At 31.4% G+C, this 17,602-nt stretch carries 19 protein-coding genes and 1 tRNA gene; 12 read left to right on the top strand and 8 right to left on the bottom strand.

Annotation, left to right across the window (positions count from 1 at the left end; translation table 11 throughout):
* Window positions 1-42: 42 nt before the first annotated feature.
* From NMSP_RS07115 to NMSP_RS07105, 3 genes are all read left to right on the top strand, one after another.
* Complete coding sequence (locus tag NMSP_RS07115) at window positions 43-993, top strand: MDR/zinc-dependent alcohol dehydrogenase-like family protein (protein WP_086908102.1); 951 nt, start codon at window positions 43-45, stop codon at window positions 991-993.
* A gap of 120 nt (window positions 994-1,113) precedes the next feature.
* A complete protein-coding gene (locus NMSP_RS07110) occupies window positions 1,114-2,259 on the top strand; it encodes a glycosyltransferase (protein WP_086908101.1) in 1,146 nt (381 codons plus the stop codon).
* Window positions 2,260-2,359: 100 nt separating this feature from the next.
* Window positions 2,360-2,887, top strand: a complete 528-nt coding sequence (locus NMSP_RS07105) for a DedA family protein (RefSeq protein WP_086908100.1) — start codon at window positions 2,360-2,362, stop codon at window positions 2,885-2,887.
* Window positions 2,888-2,899: 12 nt separating this feature from the next.
* On the opposite strand, the gene NMSP_RS07100 is transcribed toward NMSP_RS07105, so the two are convergent.
* The gene (locus NMSP_RS07100) at window positions 2,900-3,691 is read right to left on the bottom strand and encodes a DUF72 domain-containing protein (protein WP_086908099.1); all 792 of its coding nucleotides are present in this window, start codon (window positions 3,689-3,691) and stop codon (window positions 2,900-2,902) included.
* A 221-nt stretch (window positions 3,692-3,912) separates the two neighbouring features.
* On the opposite strand from NMSP_RS07100, the gene hisS reads away from it, so the two are divergent.
* Window positions 3,913-5,193 carry a histidine--tRNA ligase gene (hisS, locus tag NMSP_RS07095; RefSeq protein WP_086908098.1) on the top strand — a complete coding sequence of 427 codons (1,281 nt, stop codon included), beginning with the start codon at window positions 3,913-3,915 and terminating at the stop codon, window positions 5,191-5,193.
* On the opposite strand, the gene NMSP_RS07090 is transcribed toward hisS, so the two are convergent.
* The gene (locus NMSP_RS07090; protein ID WP_086908097.1) at window positions 5,174-5,839 is read right to left on the bottom strand and encodes a translation initiation factor IF-6; all 666 of its coding nucleotides are present in this window, start codon (window positions 5,837-5,839) and stop codon (window positions 5,174-5,176) included. The genes hisS and NMSP_RS07090 overlap by 20 nt on opposite strands.
* Before the next feature lie 137 nt (window positions 5,840-5,976).
* Here NMSP_RS07090 and NMSP_RS07085 point away from each other — a divergent pair, with 137 nt between their 5' ends.
* The 3 genes from NMSP_RS07085 to NMSP_RS07075 all read left to right on the top strand — a co-directional run bounded on the left by NMSP_RS07085 (window position 5,977) and on the right by NMSP_RS07075 (window position 7,284).
* Window positions 5,977-6,486: a 4Fe-4S dicluster domain-containing protein gene (locus tag NMSP_RS07085; protein WP_086908096.1), complete on the top strand. Its 510-nt coding sequence runs from the start codon at window positions 5,977-5,979 to the stop codon at window positions 6,484-6,486.
* Window positions 6,487-6,579: 93 nt separating this feature from the next.
* Window positions 6,580-7,128: a 4Fe-4S dicluster domain-containing protein gene (locus NMSP_RS07080; RefSeq protein ID WP_086908095.1), complete on the top strand. Its 549-nt coding sequence runs from the start codon at window positions 6,580-6,582 to the stop codon at window positions 7,126-7,128.
* Between the two features lie 72 nt (window positions 7,129-7,200).
* Window positions 7,201-7,284 (top strand) — tRNA-Ser (locus NMSP_RS07075).
* A gap of 1 nt (window position 7,285) precedes the next feature.
* Here NMSP_RS07075 and NMSP_RS07070 read toward each other — a convergent pair.
* On the bottom strand, window positions 7,286-8,236 hold the full coding sequence (locus NMSP_RS07070) for a replication factor C small subunit (RefSeq protein WP_086908094.1): 951 nt from the start codon (window positions 8,234-8,236) through the stop codon (window positions 7,286-7,288).
* A 191-nt stretch (window positions 8,237-8,427) separates the two neighbouring features.
* Between NMSP_RS07070 and gins23 the strand changes: the two genes are divergently transcribed.
* From gins23 to NMSP_RS07045, 5 genes are read left to right on the top strand one after another with little or no spacing between them, the layout of a single operon-like run.
* The gene (gins23, locus tag NMSP_RS07065; protein ID WP_086908093.1) at window positions 8,428-8,946 is read left to right on the top strand and encodes a DNA replication protein Gins23; all 519 of its coding nucleotides are present in this window, start codon (window positions 8,428-8,430) and stop codon (window positions 8,944-8,946) included.
* Window positions 8,936-11,023 (top strand): minichromosome maintenance protein MCM, encoded by a 2,088-nt coding sequence (locus tag NMSP_RS07060; protein WP_086908423.1) that lies wholly within the window; start codon window positions 8,936-8,938, stop codon window positions 11,021-11,023. The genes gins23 and NMSP_RS07060 overlap by 11 nt, the downstream gene beginning before the upstream one ends.
* Complete coding sequence (locus NMSP_RS07055; RefSeq protein ID WP_086908092.1) at window positions 11,020-13,149, top strand: DEAD/DEAH box helicase; 2,130 nt, start codon at window positions 11,020-11,022, stop codon at window positions 13,147-13,149. The genes NMSP_RS07060 and NMSP_RS07055 overlap by 4 nt, the downstream gene beginning before the upstream one ends.
* The gene (locus tag NMSP_RS07050; RefSeq protein ID WP_086908091.1) at window positions 13,146-14,138 is read left to right on the top strand and encodes an MraY family glycosyltransferase; all 993 of its coding nucleotides are present in this window, start codon (window positions 13,146-13,148) and stop codon (window positions 14,136-14,138) included. The genes NMSP_RS07055 and NMSP_RS07050 overlap by 4 nt, the downstream gene beginning before the upstream one ends.
* Window positions 14,135-14,365 carry a hypothetical protein gene (locus NMSP_RS07045; RefSeq protein ID WP_086908090.1) on the top strand — a complete coding sequence of 77 codons (231 nt, stop codon included), beginning with the start codon at window positions 14,135-14,137 and terminating at the stop codon, window positions 14,363-14,365. Before NMSP_RS07050 ends, NMSP_RS07045 begins: the two co-directional genes overlap by 4 nt.
* On the opposite strand, the gene NMSP_RS07040 is transcribed toward NMSP_RS07045, so the two are convergent.
* The 5 genes from NMSP_RS07040 to NMSP_RS07020 are packed head-to-tail and all read right to left on the bottom strand — an operon-like array spanning window position 14,362 to window position 17,599.
* Window positions 14,362-14,838, bottom strand: a complete 477-nt coding sequence (locus NMSP_RS07040) for an acyltransferase (protein WP_086908089.1) — start codon at window positions 14,836-14,838, stop codon at window positions 14,362-14,364. The genes NMSP_RS07045 and NMSP_RS07040 overlap by 4 nt on opposite strands.
* 4 nt (window positions 14,839-14,842) lie before the next feature.
* Window positions 14,843-15,112: a Trm112 family protein gene (locus NMSP_RS07035; protein ID WP_086908088.1), complete on the bottom strand. Its 270-nt coding sequence runs from the start codon at window positions 15,110-15,112 to the stop codon at window positions 14,843-14,845.
* The gene (locus tag NMSP_RS07030; protein WP_086908087.1) at window positions 15,109-16,044 is read right to left on the bottom strand and encodes a Gfo/Idh/MocA family protein; all 936 of its coding nucleotides are present in this window, start codon (window positions 16,042-16,044) and stop codon (window positions 15,109-15,111) included. The genes NMSP_RS07035 and NMSP_RS07030 overlap by 4 nt, the downstream gene beginning before the upstream one ends.
* Complete coding sequence (locus NMSP_RS07025) at window positions 16,045-16,962, bottom strand: branched-chain amino acid transaminase (protein ID WP_086908086.1); 918 nt, start codon at window positions 16,960-16,962, stop codon at window positions 16,045-16,047.
* A gap of 34 nt (window positions 16,963-16,996) precedes the next feature.
* Window positions 16,997-17,599, bottom strand: a complete 603-nt coding sequence (locus tag NMSP_RS07020; RefSeq protein ID WP_086908085.1) for a nucleotidyl transferase family protein — start codon at window positions 17,597-17,599, stop codon at window positions 16,997-16,999.
* Window positions 17,600-17,602 lie beyond the last annotated feature (3 nt).

The raw sequence follows: 17,602 nt of genomic DNA, 5'->3' as shown, positions 1-17,602 counted from the left end.
CAAACACTAATGCTTTAAAATCCCAATTATTTTGATAATTTTATGAAAGCAACTTTTTTTGATGGTAAAAAAATTACTTTAGATAAGAATTATCCTAATCCTGATTTGAATGAAACATTAGTTCGTGTAAATTTAGCAGGAATTTGTGGAACTGATTTAGAAATTTTAGATGGATATATGCAATACAATGGAATTTTGGGACATGAATTTGTTGGAACTGTGGAAAAATCTGATAATCCTGAAATGATTGGTAAACGTGTTGTAGGAGAAATAAATGCTGGTTGTGAAAAATGTGATTCCTGCATAAAAGGTTTGCAAAGACATTGTTCTAATAGAACCGTGTTGGGAATTTTAAAACGAAATGGTGCTTTTGCTGAACTTCTATCATTACCTGAAAAAAATTTACATGTAATTCCAGATTCAATTAGTGATGAGCAGGCTGTATTTGTTGAACCTTTAGCTGCTGCTTTTGAAATTAATGAACAGGTATCATTGAAACCTAAATGGAATGTTGCAGTAGTGGGAGATGGAAGATTAGCACAATTAATTATTCAAGTCATAAAATTGACCTGTTCAAATATTACATGTTTTGGTAAACATGAAAATAAACTTGAAGGTTTAGTTCAATCTGGAATCAAAATAAAATTAGGTATCGAATCTACCGATGAACAATTATTTGATTTGGTAGTTGAAGCAACTGGTAGTAATTCAGGATTTACAGATACAATGAAACTTGTTAAACCACGTGGGATCGTAGTTCTAAAATCAACTATTGCATCACGAGAAAATCTTGATTTGACACCCACTATCATAAATGAGATTACATTAATTGGCTCTAGATGTGGATTATTCAAACCCGCTATTGATGCGCTTGCAACAGGAAAAATATCTGTTAATTCTATGATCGACTCTACATTTTCTTTAGAAAACTTTGAAGATGCAATCAATCATGCAAAAAAACCTGATACTTTGAAGGTATTTCTCAAACCATAATTTTGGGCTACTTTGATTTTCTAGAATTTTTCTCAATACGACTAATTATGGCTAATGATGCTCAAAAAGTGAAATTTTTTACATTAAACATTTTAATTCAATTTGAAAAAATTAGTCATATTGAATAACGCTGAAATTTCCATTATTTTACCTACTTATAATGAATCAAAGAATATTCGCGGAATTTTAGATCATATTAAGAAATCTTTTCCATCTAATCTAAAACTGGAAACAATAATTGTTGATGATAATTCTCCAGATAATACTGCAAAAATTGCTGAAGATTATTTTCATTCAATTAAAGAAAAGTCAAGTCACACAATTAATGTAATTAAACGAAAAGCAAAAAATGGATTAAGTTCTGCAATTTTAAATGGAATTCAAGAATCTTCTGCTAATACAATTGTAGTGATGGATAGTGATTTTTCTCATCCCCCAAACATTATTCCTAAATTAGTTGATGCAATTAAACAAACTAGATGTGATATTGCAATTGCATCAAGATATGTTAATGGTGGTTCAATTCAAGGTTGGCCAATTAAAAGAAAAATAATGAGCAAGGTTGCAACATTGATTGCAAAAAAGGGTTTAGGGATAAAGTCCCATGATCCTATGTCTGGGTTTTTTGCATTTAAAAAAAATATTCTTGATGGATTAAAATTTGATGCACTCGGTTACAAAATGCTTTTAGAAATTCTAGTTAAAACAAAAGGCGTAAAAATTGAAGAAGTACCTTATACCTTTGTTGATAGGGAATTGGGTTCTAGCAAACTAGACTCTTCAACTATTTTTGATTATTTCAAATCTGTTTGGAAATTATACAAATATGGAAAAACAGTTGAAAAAGATGAAAAACGAACTTCTGTAAAATTTCTTTCAAAAGCTGCAAGATTTTTTACTGTTGGGGCTTCTGGATTAGCAATTAATTATCTTGCTTCTATGATTTTTGCATTAAATTCTGATATGTGGTATCTTCATGCAACTACTTTTGGAATTATACTTTCCATTTCCACTAACTTTCTATTAAACAAATATTGGACATTTGAAGACAGAGATTTTTCTGCAAAAAGAACAATTGTTCAGTATGGAAAATTTGCTGCCTTCAGTTCTATTGGTGCATTAGTTCAACTTGGAATAGTTTACAATCTTGTAGATCAATGGAATGTATCTTATCCTATTTCTTTGGTTTTAGCTGTAGGCGTTGCTGCATTTGGCAATTTTTTGTTAAACAAAAGATGGACATTCAAAGAAAAAGTTTGGAGTTAAATTACAATTTTACAATTGTGGCATATAGGCATAAAAATACATTTTTTCATTAAACTTTCTCTCGTGAGGTATTTTAGTAAGATTTCATTCTAAAAAAGAAATGGAACCTTTTGATTCGTTCATTTTATTTATTGCAGATTTTTTAGGTGAACATCTCTACGAGGGAATTTTTCTTGCAGCGCTAATCGAAACAGTCATTCCTCCAATTCCTACCCTTGCAGTATTCCCTACAGCTGGATTTTTAGCATCACAACAAGGAATTTCATTATTAGGGATTATTCCAATGATTTTTCTTGGTGGAATTGGTTCTACACTTGGGACTTCTATTATCTATTTGATTGCATTAAAACTTGGACGTACAGTTTTGTTGAGATATTTAAAAAATTTTAGAATCACTGAAAAAAAATTGGAACGAGTAGAAATTTGGTTTGAAAAATATGGCGATAAAGCAGTTTTGATAGGAAGAATTGTACCTGTAATGAGAGAAATGATTTCAGTTCCTGCAGGATTATTAAAGATGAAAATTCCTAAATTTGTTTTGTTTACTTTTATTGGGTCTTGTATTTGGTCAACTATTACTATTCTTACAGGATATTATTTTGGTGAAGCAATTGGTCTTACAAAATAACTTTATTTAACTTTAAAATTTTCCTAACGTTTTTTGTTTTTTTTGTTCCCAGATCAATTCCCTCATTCCTAAATTTTTTCCTAAGGTATTTGCAGTTGCAGGTCCAAATCCTTCAAAATGATTATTAGCCATTACTAACGCTAGAGGAATATCTACAATTTTAACTAATTTTTGCGCCCACTTTTTAATTATTTCACTTTTATCTTTTCTAATTTTACCAAATTGGTTATCTGGAATACTTCTATCTCCAATTAATCTAAGATAAAGATAATTTGATGTAATTGGCATTGGATTGTTGACTCCTTCTATCATGTTCCAAACAAGACAATATTTTTTTTGTTTAAAATATTCTAAAGCCTTTTCTGTAAACCATGATTCGTGCCTGCCTTCAATTGGATACAAAAAATCTTTAGGTAAAATATCAAACATTTCTTCTAATCTTGGTTTTGCTTCATCAAATGTTAGTGATGGTGGTAATTGTAAAACTAGCGCTGATATTTTCTCATGAATTGGTAAAAGTGATGTTAAAAATGAAAATACTTCCGAATCTATGTTTACTAATCTTTTTTTATGTGTAATAACTGATGGAAATTTTGCTGTAAATTTGAAATGTATGGGCGTATCAACATTCCATCTTCTAACAATTTCTTGAGATGGAATTTTATAAAATGTTGAATTAATCTCAGTAATGCTAAAAATTTGTGAGTAATATTTTAGCCATTCAGAATTTCTTAGTTTTTTTGGATAAAATGTTCCAGACCATCCTTGATAACTCCATCCAGTACATCCAATTTTAATTTCCATATCTTAACTCCATATGATTATTATATTATTTTTAATTAGATTAATGATGTGTGGATATCATTTTGCAAAGATCTATAAGCTAAGAAAAATCATTTTCAATAGAAATGATTGAAACTAAAGATTGGTGGGATGATTTTCCTGAACTTGAACAAGATTTAGAAGAAAATTTCTGTTAATGTTATAGAAATATCTAAATCACAATCTTTCAAGAGATAATTATCTTGGAATTACCACGTGGAATGAAAGATTTTCTAGGTTCAGAAACTGCAAATATTGAGCATATAAGATCCCATTTTAAACAACTTTCAAATTTGTATGGTTTTTCATTTATGGATCCTTCACCAATAGAATTACTTTCAACACTTGAAACAAAATCTGGACCTGCAATCAAAGATGAAATTTATTATTTTAAAGATAAAGGTGATAGAGAAATTGCTTTAAGATTTGATTTTACAATGGGTCTTACGAGATATGCTACTTCTCAGAAATCTATGAAACTTCCGGCTAAAATCTCTAGTTTTGGAGGTGTATTTCGATATGACGAACCTCAAAAAGGTCGATATCGATATTTTCATCAATGGGATATTGAAATTTATGGTAAATCCAATTTAGAATCTGAATCCGAAATTATTGAATTAACGTCTAGACTATTTGATTCATTATTACTCAAAAACATTACAATCGATATTAATCATAGAAATCTTGTTGAATCATACATCAACAAAATTTTTGATTCAAAGGAACCTCAGTTAGTTGGAGATATGTTACGTGCAGTAGATAAGATTGCAAAAAAATCTAAAGATGAAATTATTAAAGAATTTGAGGATAGATATTCTAAAGAAAATCTAGAAAAAATTTTAGAATTTTCTCAAATTAAGGGGACAATCAAGGAGATTGAGTCTAAATTTGATGTGTCCCAACTTGAATCATGGAATGATATTAAATCTCTATTTGAATCTCTAGAAAATCGAGGTGTATCTAATGTTAGGATTAACTTTGGAATTGTTAGAGGATTAGATTATTACTCTGGAATTGTTTTTGAAGTATTTGATAAAAACTCTAAACTTGGCGCTTTAGCAGGCGGAGGAAGATATGATACCCTCACTAAAGCCTTTGATCGTGATGATCTTGGTGCAACTGGTGTTGCAGGTGGTGTTGAAAGAATAATTTTAACTATGCAAGAACAAAATATTCTTTCAGAAGTTGAACACTCCAGAGTTTCAGTTCTATATGTTAATGATGAAATGCAAAAAGTTGCACACTCAATTACTTCTTTGCTAAGACTAAACAATATTCCTACTGATATTGACTTGGCTGGAAGAAATCTAAAAAAACAAATGGACATTGCTAATCATTCAAGATTTACTATAATTGTTGGCCCACAAGAATTAGAGCAAGGAAATGTAACTCTAAAAGATATGCAAAGTGGAACTGAAGGAACTATCTCTTTAGAAAAATTAACTGATGATCCAAAATCTGTTCTTAGTTTAGAAATGCTTTAGTTAAATTCATTATTTCAGAACCGTTTGTCAATGAGCCAACCACTATACAATGATTATTTGCTAAAATTCCTGATGAAACATATGGTATGCCTCCATTTATCGAACATTTTTCAACGTTTACGCCTAGTACGTCTGCAATTTCTTTGATATCTTTTTCTTCTGCATCTGGGTGAATAACTGCACCTGAATTATTGGCTCGTAGATTTACCCCAGCTAAATGAGACCCTGATATCTTTTTCTGTATTACTTCAACTCCCATTACATCTGCAATTACTTTACAATTTTCATTTGACAATGCTGGTGAAACAATTGCTCCTTTATCATTTGCACAAATAACATTTCCAAGTGCATTAAATTTAGTATCTAAAACTCCAACTTCTAAATCTGTTTCATTTTTCAAATAATCATATTCATCTTGATAAGCTGTAGATGGCAAAAGAAATCCTTTGTTATTCATAACTGATAAGGATCCAATTAATCTTGTATTGGCAATTGCTGTATACATTACTTCAATGTTCAAATACTCTTCTAATTTTTTTGCCTTAGTTTCTGCGAATCCCATTGGAACTAATCCAATAGAATCATTTACAGTAATGTACACCCCAATATTTGGTCCCCTATACACATCATACTTGATTATGTCCATATCCAAACTACTGATCGTTATACGTTATGAACGTAAGGAAATCATTCCTGCCTAAAAGATCGACATTTTTTAAAATAATTAGTTATGATATTGTGAAATCACCTAACTTTAAATAATAACATCATGAAAATTTCGTTATGCCAATAGCAGAAAATTTCCCTGAAGGCCTAGAACCAACTGGAAAAATTAGTCTAGATGACGGTAATTTCCATATTATGTGGGGTCCAGGTAAAAAAACAAACACTGATGGTTCACAAGCTGAAGTATTTGCTGATGCAGATGTTGTAGCAGCATATGCTGCAAGAGGAGAAGAACAAGTTCCTCTTGGTGTAAGTGGAACAATGGTTGCAGTCGATTGGGATTCATGTGTAGCAGATGGTGCATGTATTGAAGCATGTCCAGTACAAGTATTCCAATGGTACAGAACTGAAAAAGATATTCCTGCCAAAGATGTTGTTGGACAAACCTTTGCTGGAACTGGAAGTGACGTTAAAGATGAGCGAAAAGATCTAACTGATAAAGCAGATCCTATTCGTGAACATGATTGTATATGGTGTATGGCATGTGTATCAGTTTGTCCACCTCAAGCAATTAAAGTCGATCAATCAAACGTTGAAAAACACGAAAGTGCAGCAAAATCTCTTTAAATCAATCATTTTTAGATTCTAAACTTTTTATTTTTAATTTAGTCTTGACTAATTTTCTTTAGCTTTAAATAATATTCACAATAAACGGATCCAATGGCAGATCTACAAATACCAGAAGACTTTTGTCACAACGATGTAAAACCAAAAGGAAAAACAAGCCACGCTGATGGTGAAAATTTCCATTATATCTGGGGTGAGGGAAGAACTGATGGTGCAGCATTCTCAAACGATGATGTAAAGGCAGCATATGAAGAAAGAGGCGAAGAACAAGTTCCTCTTGGAATTCATGGTACTACCGTTGCAGTCGATTGGGATTCATGTGTAGCAGCTGGTTCATGCATGAGTGTATGTCCAGTTCAAACATTCCAATGGTTCAGAACCGAACAAGATATTCCTGCAGCAGACTGCATGGATGCAACCTTCGAAGGTACTGGTTTAACCGAACAAGATGAAAGATTAGATTATACCGACAAATCACAGCCAATCAGAGAACACGATTGTACTGTTTGTATGGCATGTCAAGAAATTTGTCCTGAAGGAGCTATTCGTATCGAATCAGCTAACCAAGAATGGCACGAAAAAGCAGCCGGAACATATGTAATTATGAAATCTGGTTCTGAAAATCCTCACGCACACGATTAAAGAATTTTTTCTTTTTTCTTATTTTTCTATTTAATTATCAACAGATTTTAATCACTATTTTCAATATTTTTTGCCGAGGTCGCTTAGTCCGGTAGAGCGCGGGCCTTGAGAGCCTGTGTGCGCAAGCACGCGGGGGTTCAAATCCCTCTCTCGGCGTTTACTTTTCTATTCTTGCAAGTTCTGCAAGCATTGCAGATAATTGAATTTCAGAATTTGCTCCAACTAAAATTCTATAATCATATTTTGCAATAACTTCTAAAATTTCTGCTAATTTTTCATGTTTTGATTTGAAAACTGCTGAATTGAAATATTTGAGAAAGTCTGATTCTGACATTCCATAAACTTTGATCAATTCAATCATTTTCTCTCTAGAATCTACTACGTTTCCAGACAATGCAATTTTTAAAACATCATCTACGTCAGTTGTTTTAGTTAGCCCTGCTGAGGATATTACTGTCTCTTCAGATATTTCTCCTAAACTTGCTGTCGCTTGCAATAAATTAATTGCATGTCTCAAATCACCTTGAGAATAATCATAAATTGATTTAAGACCTTTTTTATTTGATTTGACTTTTTCGTTTTTTGCAATTACCTCTAGTCTGCTAATGATATCCTCTTCTCCTACGCTTGTAAATTTGAAAGTCGCACATCTACTTTGAATAGGATCAATTATTTTTGAAACGTTGTTTGCTATTAAGATAAATCTACAAATTTTTGCAGTATCCTCTATAATTCTTCTAAGTGCTGTTTGAGCATCAGCAGTCATTTCATCTGCTTCATCTAAAATTATAATTTTAAAAGGTACATTTGATAATCCAGCAAATCCTGAAAACTTTTTGACTTTTTCTCTAACCATTCCAATTCCTCTTTCATCAGATGCATTCAATTCAAGTAGATTCCCTTCGATATTTTCTCCTAAAATTTGTCTTGTGATACATAACGCTGTAGTTGTTTTTCCAACTCCTGCTGAACCAGAAAACATTAGGTGCGGCATATCTGTTGGATCCTTGATTAAAGCAGATAAACTCCCGATTATTTCACTTTGCCCAACAATTTCTGAGATTTCTTTTGGTCGATACTTCTCTACCCACATTCCTGTTGCAGACATCAAGTTTCAAAAGCCTGACCCATTAATAAATCCGAATTGGTTATTCTGTAATCCAATTCATTAAAATGGAATTTATCTAAACTATACCTAGCCTCAACCTGTCATTAATTAGGATCAAATGATCTCACTAAATTGTTAACAGAATTGATCGATCCGATACTTGAGGATCTAAAATTGATAAGTGATCTCATATGAAAATTGAAGAAATAGAAAAAGTACATTCGATAGGATATCGCCTAAAAGATGCTAAAGTCACCATAAATCAGGATTTTAAGTATAATGTGGCTGGAGTCAAAATTGAGGGTACTCAAGGCGATACTAATAACATGCCTCAATGGATTGGAAAAATTTTGAATGATAGTGGAGTAGGAACAATTGACATGCCTGACATGATTACTGAATTAAAACAAGCATTATCTAAAGAAAAGATGGTTGGAGAATATCAATTATCCACGCTGGAACCTCATTTTTACATTAAATTAAAAGAAACTATGAAAGAACTGAATCGTGATGATTTTAATCACGTTGAAAGTATATTGTTAGAATTATTTAGAATGCGAAGAGGAAAAATTGTAAAACTCGCTGATTCAATTAAACTAAATTCTGACATTTACAATCAATTAACTGTGGAAGAAAATATTTTCTATACAACAATTTATGACAATAGTAAAGAATTTGAAAATCAAGTGAGAGGTAATGTTGATGAGTAGTCAAACTAGTTCATTTACTGATTCTGCATTATCTGATAAAGTAAAAGAATTTCTAACTAGATTCAAAGATAAACAAGGCAATTACAAGTATGTTGATGCAATTGATGCAATGATGCCAAAGAATGCAAAGTATATTGTAGTTGATTACAATGATCTTGTTACAGAACCTCAAATAGAAATAATTTTTTCTGAAAACCCTGATAGAATATTTGATGCTTTTGCAAGAGCAATTAAGGAAGCATTACAAACAAGATTTCCAGATTATGCTGAAAAAATTAAAGAAGAAGTTCGTGTAAGAATTGCAAATTTTCCTCTTGAAAGAAGTTTACGACAAATTAATGCTGAAACTATAGGAACTATGACAAGTGTTTCTGGAATGGTTGTTAGAGCATCAGAAGTTAAACCTCTTGCAAAAGAATTAGTTTTTGTATGTCCAGATGAACATACCACAAAAATAATACAACTAAAAGGAATGGATGCAAAAATCCCAGTAGTTTGTGATAATCCAAATTGTAAACAAAGAGATTTTGAATTAAAACCGGAATCCAGCAAGTTCATTGATTTTCAAATTCTTAGATTACAAGAATTGCCTGAAGATTTACCTCCAGGACAATTGCCTCATTATATTGACGTTACAATTAGGCAGGATTTAGTTGATAATTCGAGGCCAGGAGACAGAATAATTCTTACTGGTGTAGTAAGAGTTGAACAAGAATCTGTTACTGGGGTTCAAAGGGGTCATAGTGGATTATATCGATTAAGAATTGAAGGTAATAATATTGAATTTTTAAGTGGTCGTGGATCCAAAACTGATAGAAAAATTGGTAGAGAAGAAATCTCACCTGAGGAAGAAAAAAGAATCAAATCTCTTGGTCAAAGTTCTGATGTTTATCAGAGATTAATTGATTCATTTGCACCACACATTCAAGGTCAATCATTAATCAAAGAAGCTATTTTGTTACTTATTGTTGGTTCTAACCAAAGACTGTTAGGTGATGGTAGTAAAATTAGGGGTGACATCAATGTATTTTTAGTTGGAGATCCTGGTACTGCAAAAAGTGAGATGTTAAAATTTTGTGCAAGAATTGCACCACGTGGATTGTATACTTCTGGAAGAGGTTCAACAGCTGCAGGACTTACAGCTGCAGTTGTTCGAGATAAAACTGGTATCATGATGTTAGAAGCTGGTGCAGTTGTATTAGGTGATCAAGGTTTGGTTAGTATTGACGAATTTGATAAAATGAAGCCTGAAGATAGAAGTGCTCTACACGAAGTTATGGAACAACAATCTGCAAGTATTGCAAAAGGTGGTATTGTTGCTACACTGAATGCTAGAACCTCTATTTTAGCTGCAGCAAACCCTATGTATGGAAAATATGATCCCTTCAAAAATATTACAGAAAATGTTAATCTACCAATTCCGTTATTGACTCGATTTGATTTAATTTTTGTTGTAAGAGACATTCCAACTAAAGAAAGAGATATACAAATTGCAACACACATCATTAAAAGAAATACTAATTCAGGAATTGATAAAAAATCTGTTATTGAAGTTGATCTATTAACAAAATATCTTTCATATGCAAAGCGAGGAACCCCTGAATTAACAAAAGAGGCTGAGGCAAAAATTCTAGATTATTACCTTCAAATGAGAAATGTTGAATCTGAGGAAATGATTACTGTAACTCCTAGACAATTGGAAGGAATTATCCGACTTTCTACGGCTAGAGCTAGATTACTCATGAAAGATAAGGTTGAAGAGGAAGATGCTGAACGTGCAATATTCCTTATTCAAAGCATGCTTCAAGATGCTGGTGTTGATGTTAATACTGGAAAAGTTGATCTTGGTGTATTACAAGGAAAACCGCGAAGTGAAGTATCAAAAATGCAATTATTTATGGATATTTTAAAAAGTCTTGAAGGGGACAATAAAGTAGCAGTTGAAGAACGTGCATTTGTTCAAGAACTTGAAAAAACAGAAAAGTTTAGTGAAGAAGAAGCAAGAAATTACATTAGACGAATGCTGAGAGAAGCATCTATTTATGAATCAAAACCCGGTCATTATAACCGAGTATGAAAATAGAAAAATTAGCACTTCCAGATTCTGCAATTGATTTTTTAAAGTCTCAAGGATATGAAAAATTATATCCGCCACAAGCTGATTGTGTAAAATCTGGATTGTTAGATGGAAAAAGTATTTTGGTTTCTGCACCTACTGCAAGTGGTAAAACTTTGATTGCTATGCTTGCAATGCTTAGTTACCTTTCTAAAAATAAGGGAAAAGTAATCTATCTGAGTCCATTACGTGCTTTAGCTGCTGAAAAATTTACAGAATTTAAAAAATTAGAAAAAATTTCTCTTGGCAAAAAAATTAAAACAAGTATTTCAACTGGGGATTTTGAACATATTGAAAAAAATTTAGAAAAAAGTAATATTTTGATTTTAACAAATGAAAAAATGGATTCAATAATTAGACACGGTGCTGAATGGATTGATGATATTGGTTTAGTAATATCTGATGAAGTTCATCTAATTGGTGATGAAAGTAGAGGACCTACTCTAGAAATGATTTTAACTCATCTCAAATTATTAGAATCTAAACCTCAAATTATAGGTCTTAGTGCAACAATTACTAATTCAAATGAAATTGCAGATTGGCTTGATTGTAAATTGGTAAAAAATGATTGGCGACCAGTTCCATTATCTGAAGGAGTGTGTGATGGTGGAAAGGTTACCATGAGTGATGGTGAAACATTTGAAGTGAAACCAAGTTTACGTGGAATTCCAATTGATTTAGGCGTGCAATCTGTTCAAAATGGGGGTCAATCATTAGTTTTTGCAGAAACTAGGGTAAGATCAAAATCACTTGCAACAAAAGCAGCTGATGTAATTTCTCAACTTTTAGTAAAAAAGGAATTGACTGCATTAGAAAAAACATCAAAACAAATTCTTTCAGAAAATGAGCATACCGAAATTGTAAAAACTTTAGCAACTCTTGTCAAAAAAGGAGTTGCATTTCATCATGCTGGATTAAATCAGAAATGCAGAGAAATTGTTGAAAAAGAATTTCGTAAAGGAACCATTAAACTACTATCATCAACTCCAACATTAGCAGCTGGTGTTAATCTTCCTGCAAGAAGAGTTGTAATTTCAAACATCAATAGATATAATGCAAAAGTTGGTGCAAATAGACCAATTAGTGTTTTAGAATATAAACAACTTTGTGGAAGAGCTGGAAGACCACAATATGACAAATATGGTGAATCAATTATTGTTGGAAATGGTAACACTGAAGATTTAACTGAATACTATATTCATGGTGAATCAGAACCTATAGTTTCAAAAATTACTGAAGATAAATCACTTAGGACTCATATTCTAAGCGTTATTGTTACACATCCTGGAATAAAAAAAGAAGAATTACTAGAATTCTTTTTACAGACACTAGGTGGATTACAAACTACAAAAGCAACACTAAGTTTTGCAATTAATATTTCATTACGATTTCTTTCCAGCCAACAGTTAGTAATAAAAAAAGGTGAAAGATATGCTGGAACTGCATTTGGAAAAAAGACTTCGATGCTTTACATTGATCCTTTAACTGCCACATTTTTTAGAGATGCAATTGATAATGTATCTCAACAAGGAAAACACACTTTTGGATTTTTACATATAATGACAAACTGTGAAGAATTTTTTCCTAATTTTTCTCTTAGAAATAAAGACTATGAGTCAACTAGTCTGATGATTGAAAATCATTCTTCAGAATTAATTGAGCCTATATCTGAATACGATTGTTCAAGAAGTCTTTTGGCTCTACAAATGTGGATTACTGAATCCACTGAACTTTCTTTATCTGATACTCTTGGAATTGAGGCTGGAGATATGCATAGAATGGTAGAAAATGCAAATTGGCTCTCATATTGTTTAAGAGAAATCTCTAAACATATTGAAAGATCTGATTTACTTGAAGAATTTGGTGATTTGAGAAAACGAATAGTTTATGGAATTAGAGAGGAATTATTAGATTTAGTACGTGTGAAAGGCATTGGAAGAGTTAGGGCACGAATTTTGTTTAAACATAATATTAAAAATCTTGATGATCTCGCAAAAATTCCTACTCATAAATTAGCAGAAATTGATAAAATTGGTTTAACAATAGCAAGTAACATTAAAGCTGAATTAAAGAAGGTTAGATATTGATTGAATTAATTATTCCTGCAATTATTTCTTGTTTACTAGCATTTTTTGTAGTATATTTGACTATTCCTCCATTAATCAAATTTTTAGTAAAAAATAATTTTACAGTCAAAGATATGAATAAAAAAGAAAATGTAATGGTTGCAAGACCTGGTGGAATATCTATTATATTGGGAATTGTTGTTTCAGAAATTGTTCTCTATGGATTTTTCCAACTCAATGAAATTCTTGCATTAATAATTACAACTACTGCTGCATTTCTAATTGGTTATGTTGATGATAGAAAAGTAATGGGGGGTTGGTTTAAGCCTGTAACTTTAGCAATTGCAGCATTACCGATAATTTTTCTTGGTGCATATGACTCAGATCTTGCATTTCCATTATTCGGTGACGTTCAAATTCCATTACTGTATCTTGGATTGATTGTTTTTATGATTCCAATTACTGGAAATACAATAAATTCCATTGATGTTCTAAATGGAGTTGCTAGTGGTTTTATGGTTATTGCAAGTTTTACATTATCCATTTGTTTATTTATTTTACAAAATTATGAAATTGCAATTGTAAGTTTGCCCTTAGGATTTGTTTCATTAGCATTTTATAAATTTCATAAAATTCCAAGTAAAATTTTTCCTGGAGATTCTGGTGCATTAACATTTGGAGCTATGTATGGTGTTATTGCAATAATTGGCGGTGTAGAAATTATTGCAGCTATTGCATTATTACCTGCAGTAATTAACTCATTTTTGTTCTTATCTAGTGTTAAACGAGTGGTAGAACATCGTCAAATTAAAGGTAAACCTGTAGAACATACAGATGATTTTAAACTAAAGGCAACTAATGATAAAACTGCGCCTGTAACCTTAGTTAGATTAATTCTTGCAGGTGGTCCATTAACTGAAAAGCAAGTTGGATTTGCAATTTTCAAATTAGCACTTTTTTCAGGAGCTTTAGCAATTATTACTGCATTTATGATGGGTACATCGCTATGAAATTTGGTCTTTATGGTTTTTTATTTGCAATGTGGGCCTTGATAATTGTTGGAGGCGGCATCATGGTTATTTTGTTAGGTCCATTTACGATACAACAATTTGGTGATTTTCATTGGATTGTTGAATCTGGAATTAAAGTTGCTATTGCTTTGATATTAGTTGTAATATGGATTTTTATTTTATCAAAATTAAAAAATTGGATCTTCAAAAAAGAACTAAATTCTTAACTTTCTAACCATTTTTTTTGTTTTTTATCATATTCTTCTCTACTATATCTTAGAAAAGCTGGAGAACCAGCAACGACAGTATTTTCTTGAACATCCCTTGTAACAATTGCACCCATTGCAACAACACTATTTTTTCCTATTGTAACACCTGCCTTAATTACAGCACGTGCACCAATAACTGCATTATCTTCAATTGTCACTCCAACCATTTTATCACACATTGGAAATGGATCATTTGTTAAAACTGCTGCAGGACCAATGAATACATTTTTCCCAATTCTGGATAATGGTGGAATGTATGCTTGTCCTTCAATTTTTGTATTATCTCCAATTTTAACATCATAATCAATATGTGCAAGAGAACCAATTTTTACATTATCCCCAATCTCAACATCATCTCCAATATATGAAAAATGCCAAACTTGAACATTTTCTCCAATTTTTGCCTTTTCAGAAATAAAATTTGTAACCATTATCTTACAAATGCCATGGATTTGCCTTTGTAATAATTTTTTCAGGCAAATTGTCTTTATTTTTATTCAAAAATTCAATTTCATGTTTCTTATCTCTTAGATCATCTGGTAGCATAATTGGGATTTCTTCCATAATTGGATAGAATCTGGAGCATTTTGGACAAAAAATTACACCCTCAATCACTACATCTTCTTTTTGATTAATTTCAAACAATTCTAGTGGATGATTCTTGTCTATGGGACATGCCAGTATTTCCATCATTGTCTTATTCATTTTAAATCCAGATAAATTGGGGTTCCTTTTTGACTAGATAAAAGTGCCGCTTCTGCAATTTTTGTGACATTTACTGCTTCATTTGTTTTTACAATTTGTTTAGATTTATCTTCAATTGAATCTAAGAAATTTTGAATTTCTCTCATCAACGGTTCTTGTTTTTCATTTTGAATAATTTCTGTATCTTCGTTTTTTTCTACTTTGATTTCTTGTGTTAGGAAATCTGATGAAATTATTGCTTCTGTACAAACTGCACTAAATTTTCTAACTTTTTTTGGAGTAATCCAATTTGATGAAATTATTGCAACTTTATCATTTTTGTACCCTAGCATAATATTTGTAAAATCCTCACGTTCATGTCTAATTTTCCCTGAACGTGCAAAAACTACTTGTGGCATTTCATTAAACAACCAATTAGCAGTATCAATATCGTGAACTGACGTATCATAAATTATTCCAACATCTTTGATATGAAGTGGCATTCTGTTTTCTCTATGAAATTCTAACATTACTAGATCCCCATATTTTTTTTCATGAACAATTTTTTTTACAACATCCACTGCCGGATTAAATCTTTCAATATAACCACATGTTAAAATGACTTTATTTTTTTCTGCAATTTTTGTAAGTTTCTCACCATCTTCAGATTTGTAAGTCATTGGTTTTTCTACAAAAACATGTTTTTTTGCTTCTAACAATTTCTTAGTAATTTCTGTATGTGTTGATGTTGGAGTTACTACAAAAGCACCATCAAATTCTTCTGATTCTAAAACCTTCTCTAATGAATCATAATAATTTACAGAATACTTTTCTCCATATTCTTTACTTTTTTCAATATTTGCATCACAAATTGCAACTAGTACGCCTAACTCTGATAAGATTCTGGCATGATTTTTACCCCATCCACCTGTTCCAATTTGAATAATTTTCAATTAATAGACCTCAGTTAACCAATGAGCATAATCAATATTTTTATTCATTACGATGTCTAGATACTCTTGCATCATTTTCTTTGTAATATCTCCTGGTTTTCCTGTACCTATTTTTTTAGAATCCATTGAAATTACTGGTGTGATCTCTGCAGCAGTTCCTGTGAGAAAAATTTCTTCTGACATAATCAATTCACTTCTTTTGAAATCCCTTTCAATAACATCAATGTCTAAATCTTTACCAATTTTGAGAATGGCATCTCTGGTAATCCCTTCTAAAGCTGAGGATGACAACGATGGTGTAATTAATTGCCCATCTTTAACGATGAAAATATTTTCCCCTGGTGCTTCACTAACATTTCCATCTTGATCTAGTAAAATTGCTTCATCTACTCCGTTTCTTTTTGCCTCTTGGGTTGCAATTATGGAATTAAGATAATTTCCTCCCATTTTTGCTTGAGTTGGGGTTGAATTATCTGAAAATTTTCTCCATGACACAACACTTGCTGTGATACCATTTTTGTTAAACAAGTCTCCAAATGGGAATGTAAAAATTGCAACATTGGTTGGAGCTTTTTTTGTTACGTGTAAATTAATCCCATAATCTCCAACAAAATAAAATGGTCTGATATAACATGATTTTTTAATTTTATTTTTTTTACAAATACCAATAATTGCATCTGAAATTTCTTTATCTGTAAAATTTAATGAAATGTCGTAAAATTGACCTGATTTTCTGAATCTTTTCACATGCTCATCTAATCTGAATATGTGTAGATTCTTTCCATTCCAATAAGCCCTAATTCCTTCAAAAATTGATGTTCCATAATGAATTGCATGTGTTGTTATCGGAACTTGTGCTTTTTCTGTAGGTACATACTTTCCATCAAACCATACATATTTTGAAAGTGGAAGTCCCATGAAAAAAAATCATTAAATCTGTATTAATCTCTATTTATTTTGAATACCCTTCTTTGGGAAATTTCATACCTACAATTCTTGTAGTTTGATCCTCTTGGTTAGCAAATTTTTCAACTGTTTCCCATTCTTCTTCAATTATAGTGACAATTTGTTCTGGAACATCTTCTTTCCAGTCCGATTTTTTTCCTAAGACTGAATCATACAATTTTTCTTTAACTGATGCTGCAGAAAGAGATTTGCGTTCTCCAATTTTTGGTTTCAATCGATATAGTTTCAACATATACCCTTCAGCTTTATCTCCAGTATATGAAAAATAATCCCCCTCAACTCCATTGAGAATTTGTTTTCTTAGTTTCCATGATTTTCTTCTTACCAATGGGGGAAGATATTTTTTGAATGGAGCTAAAAATGCATAGTCATCAGTGATTTTGATTGAATCTCCAAAAATTGATTCAAGCATTTTTTTTCTGGTTTCAAAATTAAATGGAAAACTCTTACTGTTAATTTCTCTATTATCATATTTGAAAATTACAGGCATAACTTTTACAATATCTGCTTCTTTTTTCAATTCTTTGATGATCTCTACGTGAGCATTTGTTACTGGATTTAGATGTGCTAGATATAATGCTGTAGTCAATTA

The sequence above is a fragment of the Candidatus Nitrosomarinus catalina genome (assembly GCF_002156965.1).
GTDB classification, from domain to species: Archaea; Thermoproteota; Nitrososphaeria; order Nitrososphaerales; family Nitrosopumilaceae; genus Nitrosopumilus; species Nitrosopumilus catalinensis.
The sequence above is the reverse complement of the archived record's forward strand: the minus strand, read 5'-3'. Positions and strand labels throughout refer to the sequence as shown.

Excerpts from the sequence above, each read along its gene's own strand:
- NMSP_RS07055 (WP_086908092.1), top strand. The coding sequence starts at position 11,020 with ATGAAAATAGAAAAATTAGCACTTCCAGATTCTGCAATTGATTTTTTA.
- NMSP_RS07025 (WP_086908086.1), bottom strand. The coding sequence starts at position 16,962 with ATGGGACTTCCACTTTCAAAATATGTATGGTTTGATGGAAAGTATGTA.
- NMSP_RS07040 (WP_086908089.1), bottom strand. The coding sequence starts at position 14,838 with ATGGTTACAAATTTTATTTCTGAAAAGGCAAAAATTGGAGAAAATGTT.
- NMSP_RS07085 (WP_086908096.1), top strand. The coding sequence starts at position 5,977 with ATGCCAATAGCAGAAAATTTCCCTGAAGGCCTAGAACCAACTGGAAAA.
- NMSP_RS07070 (WP_086908094.1), bottom strand. The coding sequence starts at position 8,236 with ATGTCTGCAACAGGAATGTGGGTAGAGAAGTATCGACCAAAAGAAATC.
- NMSP_RS07080 (WP_086908095.1), top strand. The coding sequence starts at position 6,580 with ATGGCAGATCTACAAATACCAGAAGACTTTTGTCACAACGATGTAAAA.
- NMSP_RS07105 (WP_086908100.1), top strand. The coding sequence starts at position 2,360 with ATGGAACCTTTTGATTCGTTCATTTTATTTATTGCAGATTTTTTAGGT.
- gins23 (WP_086908093.1), top strand. The coding sequence starts at position 8,428 with ATGAAAATTGAAGAAATAGAAAAAGTACATTCGATAGGATATCGCCTA.
- NMSP_RS07115 (WP_086908102.1), top strand. The coding sequence starts at position 43 with ATGAAAGCAACTTTTTTTGATGGTAAAAAAATTACTTTAGATAAGAAT.
- NMSP_RS07035 (WP_086908088.1), bottom strand. The coding sequence starts at position 15,112 with ATGAATAAGACAATGATGGAAATACTGGCATGTCCCATAGACAAGAAT.
- NMSP_RS07100 (WP_086908099.1), bottom strand. The coding sequence starts at position 3,691 with ATGGAAATTAAAATTGGATGTACTGGATGGAGTTATCAAGGATGGTCT.
- NMSP_RS07090 (WP_086908097.1), bottom strand. The coding sequence starts at position 5,839 with ATGGACATAATCAAGTATGATGTGTATAGGGGACCAAATATTGGGGTG.
- NMSP_RS07045 (WP_086908090.1), top strand. The coding sequence starts at position 14,135 with ATGAAATTTGGTCTTTATGGTTTTTTATTTGCAATGTGGGCCTTGATA.